Origin of the sequence: Pseudoalteromonas sp. S2755 (genome assembly GCF_005886535.1) — a bacterium.
In the GTDB taxonomy this organism is placed as follows: domain Bacteria; phylum Pseudomonadota; class Gammaproteobacteria; order Enterobacterales; family Alteromonadaceae; genus Pseudoalteromonas.
The window spans coordinates 1-9626 of the sequence record NZ_PNDS01000075.1 but is presented as its reverse complement, the minus strand read 5'-3'; the positions used below and the strand labels follow the sequence as shown (position 1 = coordinate 9626).

Annotated in this window: 3 protein-coding genes and 4 tRNA genes; 5 read left to right on the top strand and 2 right to left on the bottom strand. The window is 39.4% G+C overall.

What is annotated here, in order from left to right:
• Window positions 1-60: 60 nt before the first annotated feature.
• The 5 genes from CWC03_RS13435 (at window position 61) to CWC03_RS13415 (ending at window position 6591) form a co-directional block, all read left to right on the top strand.
• Window positions 61-136: transfer RNA gene (locus CWC03_RS13435), tRNA-Gly, on the top strand.
• Window positions 137-157: 21 nt separating this feature from the next.
• Window positions 158-244: transfer RNA gene (locus CWC03_RS13430), tRNA-Leu, on the top strand.
• Window positions 245-287: 43 nt separating this feature from the next.
• A tRNA-Gly gene (locus CWC03_RS13425) sits at window positions 288-363 on the top strand.
• Window positions 364-374: 11 nt separating this feature from the next.
• Window positions 375-448, top strand: a tRNA-Cys gene (locus CWC03_RS13420).
• 77 nt (window positions 449-525) lie between these two features.
• Window positions 526-6591, top strand: coding sequence for an ATP-binding protein (locus tag CWC03_RS13415; protein ID WP_138582331.1), 6066 nt, complete (start codon window positions 526-528; stop codon window positions 6589-6591).
• Here the strand turns inward: CWC03_RS13415 and CWC03_RS13410 are convergent.
• Together CWC03_RS13410 and CWC03_RS13405 are read right to left on the bottom strand one after the other, a co-directional pair.
• Entirely contained in the window at window positions 6575-8071 is a 1497-nt protein-coding gene (locus CWC03_RS13410) for an ATP-binding response regulator (RefSeq protein ID WP_138582330.1), read from the bottom strand. The genes CWC03_RS13415 and CWC03_RS13410 overlap by 17 nt on opposite strands.
• Window positions 8072-8101: 30 nt before the next feature.
• Window positions 8102-9112, bottom strand: coding sequence for an HD domain-containing phosphohydrolase (locus CWC03_RS13405; RefSeq protein ID WP_171040257.1), 1011 nt, complete (start codon window positions 9110-9112; stop codon window positions 8102-8104).
• Window positions 9113-9626: the final 514 nt, after the last annotated feature.

Sequence of the window (9626 nt, the reverse complement as noted above, 5' to 3'; positions counted from 1 at the left end):
TCACCTAGCATGTTAAAGTTTAAATAAACTTAGTAAATACGTGGATTTAAATAATGGAACGCGAGTATAGCTCAGCTGGTAGAGCGCGACCTTGCCAAGGTCGAGGTCACGAGTTCGAACCTCGTTACTCGCTCCAATTCTTGTTTTCACACCCGATGCCCGGGTGGTGGAATTGGTAGACACAAGGGATTTAAAATCCCTCGCTGGTAACAGCGTGCCGGTTCAAGTCCGGCCCCGGGCACCATTTATTTTTCACATATTAAATTTACCAGTGTGAAAAATGGAATGCGAGTATAGCTCAGCTGGTAGAGCGCGACCTTGCCAAGGTCGAGGTCACGAGTTCGAACCTCGTTACTCGCTCCAATATGCTTCATGGCGGAATGGCAGAGTGGCCATGCAGCGGATTGCAAATCCGTCTACCTCGGTTCGACTCCGGGTTCCGCCTCCATATCTAAAAAATTTCACTTCTTAACAAAAACTACTTAATAGTCTACTATGTCGTAAAGACGATATTGGTATTTCCATGTGTTTCGTTTCGCATTATTCCTAACTATTATATTTACGGCATACGTACACGCTAACTCAACTAAAATTATCCTGAAACAAGATCGGGGGGTTGCAGCCGCTGGTTATATTTTAGCAAAAGAAAAAGGTTACTTTTCAGAGCTAGGCCTGGACGTATCTTTGATATTTGCAGATGAGGCTGGCAGTACTATTTCGCAAGTGCTTAACTCTGAAGGGAGCTATGGCGTTTCTGATCCCACTTTAGTCGTCGAAGCTGCTGCTGGTAAACCGGTTGTATTGTTAGCTCAAATTTTTCAAAAATCCCCTCTTGTTTTCATCAGGCCTATCAATTTAGCGCGAGGCCCAATAGAGAAGGTCTATATTCTAGAAGATATTGCTGTTCCTAGAGCGTATTTAGAAGTACTAAAATCCCAATTAGGTGCTTCAATTGTTATTGAGTTTGTGACCATTGAACAAGCCTTAGCCGCGGTAAAAGACAAGTCAGTCGATTACATATTGATTAATATACTGCGCCATTCTTTATCATTTAGAGAGTCAAGTTTGCACTTTGACGAGTATACGACTACTGAACTTGGTATTGAGTTGTACGGAGATAATCTCTTCAGTACGGTAAAAGAGGTAAGTAGTCACCCAGAACGGGCATTGAAGATAAGGTCAGCTGTACTAAAAGGCTGGGAGTTTTTATTTAACCATCTAGAAGAGGCGACGCTCATCATCGAAAACTACCTCGATGGGCAAGTACCTTATCATGAATTGATCTATCAAAATTTATTAGCAAGCACCTTAATACAGAGTGACAATAGCGAGCTAGGAGATTATAGCTATTCAAAAATTGAGCGTATCGCTAGTAGCTTCACCAAAGGAGGGCTCTTACCTTTAGAGTACTTTTTTTTGCCTCATTTCGCTCAAACAAAACTAGAAACTCTAAGTGATCGTCTATTGATTGATGAATTGAAAATCATGGACCAAATGCTAGCAAGTAGTGCGAATAAGTTCACCTTAGATGGGGATCTGGCACTATATCAGCGATATCAGCTCATTGAGAAGCATTATAGAAGAGTATCAGAAGTCCTGATGAACCGATTGTCGAAAGATCAAAGACTTAGCTTTCAGCTGCTATCAGAGCATCTATTCGATGTAGAGCAAAGGGCCTTCGATTATTATTCAAAATATCCTCAACAAGCTCGCATTAGTTTATACGAACAAGACTATTTGACCACGAGGGATGCATTAGTCAGTCAGCTAGATTCACTAAAATTCATTGAAGAGGAGAATACAGCCAAGCTGAATAAGTATTTGATTAATAATTTGACATCAAGTGAACGTGAGTATGTCGATGAGAATATAATTCAAGTTGCAGCAATAGATTGGAAGCCATTTGTGGCTGTATTGGATAGTGGTCAAGTACGAGGAAAAGCTGAGACTTTGTTGTCAAAAATAAGCTCGTACACAGGTCTAAAATTTAGATTTCATCAAATGGGTTGGGATGAGGCTTTAGTCGCGCATAAAAAAGGAAAGGTAGATATTATTGCAGCGTTGCCATTCAACGCTAATCTATCTAAGCAAGGGCTTTTTATCGGTGAGTACGCAGTTTCGGCTCGTGCATTTTATGTATTGGATGGTGGTGCTGTAGCTGATATTGAGGAAATACCTTCTCGGAAAGTCGCTATTTTCGCTTCTCAATTCGAAGTCTCGAAAATAACCGAAAGTTATCCTTTAGTTGAGTTTGTGATTGCAAGTAGCATCGAGCAAATGTTTGAGCTGTTGCAAGAGAAGGTTGTTGATGCGATATATGTGGAGCAGGGGGTAGTCGATTATTATAGTCATCATTTTATGACACCGCATTTAAGAGTTATCAAGCCCAAAACAGAAGACTTGGTCAGTATACAGTTTTTCTTATCTGAGCATGACAAAACACTTGCTAGCTTATTTAGAAAGGGTTTCTTGGCCGCTACATCCACAGGAAATAGTGAAGTCACAGTAAGTGGTAAGAAGCTGGCAGCAAAAGACTCTCTAGAAAGCATAGCAAATCGAAGTGTTATTTTAATCGCTGTAGCAGTTATTATCGCCATCATCTGCTTTGCTATGTGGGTGTCATCACGTTTATCAAAAAGCCAAATCAATAAAAGCTATGGAAATAGAGTGATAAAGGGTTTTATTGGAGCATGTTGGTTAATTGTTTTAATCATTGTTGCCGCCACGAGTTGGTATGATAATCGGATGGCTGAGCGAGCGTTTATTGAAAATCAACGGAGTCAATTGACCAGTTTGATAAATGTGGTTTCTGAGCGTCTCGTTGCCTGGACTTCTGAACGAATTGATTTGCTTGAGTTGCTCGCAAGACATGATGAGTTAGTGTCAGTCATGACAAAACTCACCAATTTAGTACCAGATGAAACAGACTCTGAGTTTCTCCGTGCCTCCACAAGGCTAGATAATTGGGTAGAACAACAGTCTGATTTGTTTAGAGATGATTTGTATCATTTTGTAGATACAGATCTTTATGTCATTAACTCTGCCAATAAGAGCCTTGTTGGAACACAGTTCGAAGGTGTAAGTAAGTCGACAGTAATCTATGCAAAACTTTTGGCAGGGATCAGCCAGCTTATACCAATTTATAATAATAAATCAGGGTTTGAGCTGTTTGCTGCGATCCCGGTTATGAATCGCATGGGCTCAGTGATTGGGTTTTTATTTAAATCAGTATCTCAGGATGAACGGCTTTGGGATATCGCACAGGCTAGCTGGTTTGATAATACCGGCGATGTTTATTTTACTTCAAAATATGGTGAGCAGTTAACTCCATCTAGAATTAAGTTCGAACAAGTTGCGGGTAACTTGTCCGGGTTGATACAGTTTTTTGATGGCGACGGCTGGAGTTTCACCGAGCCTGTGAAAGGCTTGGTGGCAATGGCTAATGAACTTCCTACTAATGATACTCAATTCGTTGATAGTAACTTTAGTGGGTATACAGATAAAAATGGAGACACAGTTTACGGCGTTTGGAAATGGTTACCTTCAATGCAAGTTGGGGTGATTGTTGAGGTCGAAAAAACTGAAGCTAGGCATGAGTTAGATATATTACAGCGAAATTTGAACTATTCATCAGTGGTGATCATATTATTTGTTTCACTGATGGGAGGGTTTAGTTTTGTTATAAGTCAAAAGCTCAATCGTTTGTTACGTCGCTCTAACGAAGAGCTTGAACATCAAGTTGAGCAGCGCACGCAAGAGCTCATTAATTTGGAGGCACGTTCTAGACAGCTGCTGGAAAACGCAGGAGAAGGAATAATCGCTACCGATGAGGCAGGGCATATCACCCTTATTAACCCAATTGCTCAGCAATTTATTCTTTCAAATTTAAAGCAAAGCCTCGTATCTGCTGAGTTTACATACCCAATTCAACAACCGGAACAGTGGGCGCTATTTTTAGAAAATATTGACCGTCCTCGCAACAGAGTGGAACTTTGTCTGTATAACGAAAATAATTTTATTTATCTTGATATTCATTCAGAGCCTATATTAATAAATGGCAGCTACTCAGGGGCGATTCTAACCTTACGAGATATCAGCGAAGATAAAGCAGCAGGTCAAGCACTGAAGGCCCAAAGTGAAAAATTAGAAGCTATATTGAGTACCAGCCCAGTGGGCGTCGCATTGATCCAAGACGGTGTGATTCAATTTACTAATGAGCAAGGTGCGAGCTCTTTAGGTTATGAAGAAGGTTGTAACTCTGAAGTCAGATTTGTTCGGCAAATGAGTAGAGTGCAGGCACAGACTCAGTTAGATGAAGTCGGTATGCTCAATGCTTTTCAAACCCAGATCTATGACGTCAATGATAGGATCCGAGATATCTTATTGTATTGTTATTTAATAGATGTTGCGGGTCAAAAAATGTTATTGGAGTGGAGCATTGATATATCAGAGCAAGTAAATATTCGAAAAGAGTTAGAAAAAGCGAAAGATGATGCGGAAAATGCGAATAGAATTAAGTCTAGCTTTGTCGCCAATATTAGTCACGAGATTAGGACTCCACTGCACGCGATAGCAGGAATTGAGTATCTCCTAGAGCAAACAAAATTATCAGAGAAACAAAGGCTTTATATTTCAAAATTAAGAATGAGTACGGACATTCTTAGTAATATTGTCAATGATGTGCTGGATTTATCAAAAATCGAGTCGGGTAAGCTAGAGTTAGATAACGATTACTTTTCGTTAAATCAAGTATTTGAGCAGTTGTTCGACGTTATAATGTTTAAAGCTAACGAGAAGCGAGTGACGGTTCACTTTGACTATGATCTTGAGCTTCCCGCATTACTTTATGGCGATATGCAACGCATAAAGCAAGTGCTAATAAATATTGGCTTTAACGCTATAAAGTTTACGGAGCCACAAGTTGGAGAAATTTGGATTTCTGCGACGTTCAGATCAGTTAACGAGTTGAACCTAATACTGAACTTAGAAGTTCGTGACAACGGCATCGGCATGGATTCTACTCAAATCAAACAACTGTTTCAGCCCTTTTCCCAAGCTGATGTATCAACAACACGAAAGTACGGTGGAACTGGCTTAGGTTTGTCGATATCAAAGCAGCTTGTAGAGTTGATGGGAGGAGAAATCAGTGCGGTTAGCGAGCTTTGTAAAGGGAGTACATTCACGATTCAATTGCCTTTATCGGCATGTCAAACAGAAATTACACCTGTTCAATGTAGGATACAAGAGCAAGGGTTTTCAAGGGCATATATTGAAGAAGATAATGCGCTTTTAGACCCAGTAAAAACACTTTTAAATAATGTAGGCATTCATCTAATAGATATTCATAAGAAAAAAGCGGATGATGACAGCTTAGTAATTATATCTTTGAACTCTGCTAGAGAAGGGTGTGAGTACACAGGAAATAAGCTCGTATTAATAAGCGACTATGCCGACTTAAGTGAAGCTTTAGATGTTAAAAGTAAGTTAGGAGCAGCTGCGGTGATCTATTTGCCATTGCTACCACTTAGGGCTTTGGAATTACTTTTAAAAGTACATGTAATGCAGCCTTTAAATCAAGCTGATGCTAAGCTCGAACAGTCAGAAATTTTTACCGATATTCATTTCCTTGTAGCTGAGGACAATACTGTTAATCAAGAATTAGTTAGAGACATACTTGAACTTCATGGAGGGAAAGTGACCATTGTCTGCAATGGACAGGAGGCGGTAAACATGGTGAGCCAGTTTGACTTTGATATTGTGATTATGGATGGTCAAATGCCAGTTAAAGATGGATATGAAGCTGCCTTAGAAATTGCAAATCTGCCAAAAGAGAAAATCCCTCCTGTGGTTGCTATGACCGCAAGCGTTTTATCAGAAGATAGGGTGAAAGCGAAACGTGCGAAAATGGTTGATTTAATACCGAAGCCTGTTGATGTTGACTCCATGATAATTAAGTTATGCACATTGGTTGGTAGAGATTACGTTAATCTCCCAGTTAGTAATAAGCCCAGTGATGTGGATCTTTTTCCTTTGATGAAGCATATAGATATTCGAGCTGGACTATCCAATTTAAAAAGTACGGAGATCTATAAAGGCTTATTAAGCAGATTCAAGAAAAGTTTACCGACAACAAAAGAACAATTAGAAAATGCTAAGGGTGACTGGAAGGCCGTTCAACAAATATCCCATACCGTTAAAGGGGCTGCTGGTAACTTAGGAGCAATGGAGCTTTCTGATATTGCATCTCATCTAGAAAAAGCTTGCTTTAATCCTTCCAATGAAAGGCTTGAGTTGTTGCATAAATTTGAAGTAGAGCTGACACTGGTACGAGACGAATTAAACCTGTACTTACATGATGAAGCGGATAGCTCTAACGATACTCCTAGCTTAAACGAAGAAGAAATTAGCAAACTGTCTTTGTTGTTTAAAGAGCAGTTGGCGAATTACGATCCAAAAAGTATAGAGACATGGAGGCTGATTAAAGGTACCTATAACCTATCAGAGAGTGAAGTAAAAGAAATAACCGAAGCGCTGGATGATTTTGAGTTTGATGAAGCAGCTAAAAAGCTTTCAATTAACCAAGGTCAGTAGTCCATTGCATTGAAACGAATGTTCCAGTTTTGATGTCGCTTTCTACTTTTAATTTTATTGCCAGATATTTACAAATTAAGTTGAGGTAATGGAAACCAAGACCTGCATGATTTGGCTTCCCATATGTGACAAATTTTTCCATAAATGATTCGGCAACTTGCCATGGTATTGGCGTAATATTGTGAACGGTTAATATCGCTGTGTTGTCCATTTTGGTTAATTTAATGGTTACTTGACTACCCGGCGGCGAGCCTTCAATTGCGTTATTTAAAATTTGTACTAAAGCTCCTTTGATAAGGGGTTCAACACAGTTCAATTTCATGTGGTCCAAAGAGAGAGACACAGCGACTTTACTCTCAACAAAGCGCGTTTCGTATTGCTTAACCAAATCGTTGATTAGATCTGTAAGCGCAAAAGTACATGGAGGGTAACTATATTTATTTTGTTCTAGTTGTTGTATAGATTCAATCAGATCCAGCTGTTCCATCATTACCTTTATTTTGAACTGGGCGCCTTCACATACATTTTTAAGAAGGTTAGGGCTATAGCCACCGTTGTTTAGGCGCTCGAGTTGTTGGCTTAGTGTGAGCAATGGTTCCTTTATAGTGGAATGAAGATAAGTAATAACATTCTCACGGTTCTTTACATCGGTCATTATATCGTCAATATGCTCTCTGAGCCGAGAGGTATTCATTAGTTGCTGGCAATGGGAGTGAACACGAGCGCGTAATTCCGAAGCAACAATTGGCTTTGCAATATATCCATCAGCACCCAAGTCGTAGCCTTTTACAACGTGTTGGCTATCGCTTTTTCCACTCAAGAAGATAAATGGTATGTGTCTAGTTTTCGGATGTCTTTGTAGTTCTGATGCCAACTCAAAACCGTTTAGGCTTGGCATGTCAATGTCGAGGATGATCAAGTCAGGCTGTTTATGATGTAAACAAAGCTTAAGGACTTTAGTCGGGTTTTTGATCAAGGTGAGGCTATAGGTAGGTTTTAGTACAGCGTTAACGAATGCCAAAATCTCTTTATTGTCATCAACCACCATAATAGTAAACTGTTTATTTAGCGTTATTTGGCTATTGGCAGGCGTGGGCTTACACTTTAAAGCTTTTGACAAGCGCTTTTCCAATATACTAAAAGAAAAAGGTTTCACGATGTATTCGCTAACACCATGCTCAGCAGCTGCACTTACAGAGGAATAATTAGTCGTCGCCGATGCAATCACAAATGGTATCGAAGGTGCCTGCTGGTTCTTCTTTAGGCTTCTTATCAACTCAATTGCATTGACATGTTCATATTCGAACTCGGAAATTATTAAGTCAACTTTTTGTTTTGAGAGAATATCAATTGCGTTAGCATTAGATTTGGCGACATAAACTTGTTTAAAGCCTAAACTCAAGAGCATATCGGTAAGTGCATCGATCATTGGAAGATGGTTTTCTACGATTAATACATTAAGTTTATTAAATTTCGTCATCAGGGAGCGTCTCGTTCATATTGCTAGCCTTTAGCCTTGAAACTTTTTTTGTACCAAAGTTATTTCATTAATGCATAAATTGAATGCTGCCACAACTTCAGGGTCAAAGTGTATTCCGCTTTGAGAATTTATAAAGCCAATCGCTTTGTCTACGTCCCAGGCTTTTTTATAAGGACGTACAGATGTCAGCGCATCATATACATCTGCAACAGCAACGATCCGTGCACTTAATGGAATTTCGTATTTCTGTAAATGATTTGGATATCCTGAACCATCCCATTTCTCATGGTGACAGAGTGCAACTTCTTTAGCCATATATAATAAAGGATCTTCAGTGTCCCCAATTATCTCAGCTCCATAGGTTGCATGTAACTTCATTGTTTCCCACTCTACGGGACTTAGTTTTGCTGGTTTTTGCAAGATTTGATCTGGTATACCTATTTTACCGATATCATGCATAGGCGCTGCATTCAAAAGAATTGAGCACCATGATTCATCCATTCCTAATTTTTTCGCAATCGCTGCAGCATAAGCACTCATCCTTATAACATGAAAGCCAGTCTCGTTATCCTTATATTCAGCTGCTTTTCCCAGCATGCGTATAATATCAAGCCGGCTATCGGCTAGTTCTTCAGTTCGTTGAGATACCAAAGTTTCTAAATGTTTCTTTTGGTTTGAAAGCGCAAGGTGGGTGGCAACTCTTGCTTTTAGAATTGATTCGTTTATCGGCTTGTTTAAGTAATCAACAGCTCCTAGCGCTAACCCACTCAGTTCTTCTTTGCTTTCTTTAAGTGATGTAAGAAAAATAACAGGTATGTTGCAAGTTGCGGGGTTGGCACGAAGAAGTTTCATTGTTTCGTAGCCGCTTAGCTCCGGCATCACGACATCTAAAAGAATGAGATCTGGATGCTTGGTCGCTAACTTCAGACCTGTTTTTCCGGACTTAGCTATTGATAATTCATAGAGTTTGCTCAGAATTGCTACTAAATAAGCGATGTTATTTGCATCGTCATCAATTAGTAAAATACTTGGCTTGGTTATCTGAGACATGAAAACCTCCGCAGCTTGTTTCGCTCTTTTAAATATATCACATTAGATACGTATTGTTTTTAATAGGACAGCACCAAGCCTAATTCACTTTCATACCTTGCTCTGAGTTGAATAAGTAAGTGACAATTATTTAACACATCAATCGAATTTGTATGTTAAATGAACGTGTTGGTTTATTTTTGTTCGAATGAACCTTTTTTATAAGTTTTAATGAAAAAAGGGTTGCACTAAAATCGGATCTCCCTATAATGCGCATCCACTGACACGGGGAGCAGCGCTGAAAAGCAAAGCAGCAACGAGTTAGCGTCAAGTGAAACTTAGGTTCGAAACTTCTTCTAAAGAAATTCAAAACTAAGTGTTGACAAAAAATTGGGAATGCTTAGAATGCACATCCCTCGAAACAACGAAATGTTTCGAAACGTTCTTTAAAAATATGAAGCAATCATCTGTGTGGGCACTCGTACAGGTTGAGTTCTAACAGCAGATTCTAGTTCGCTAGATGACG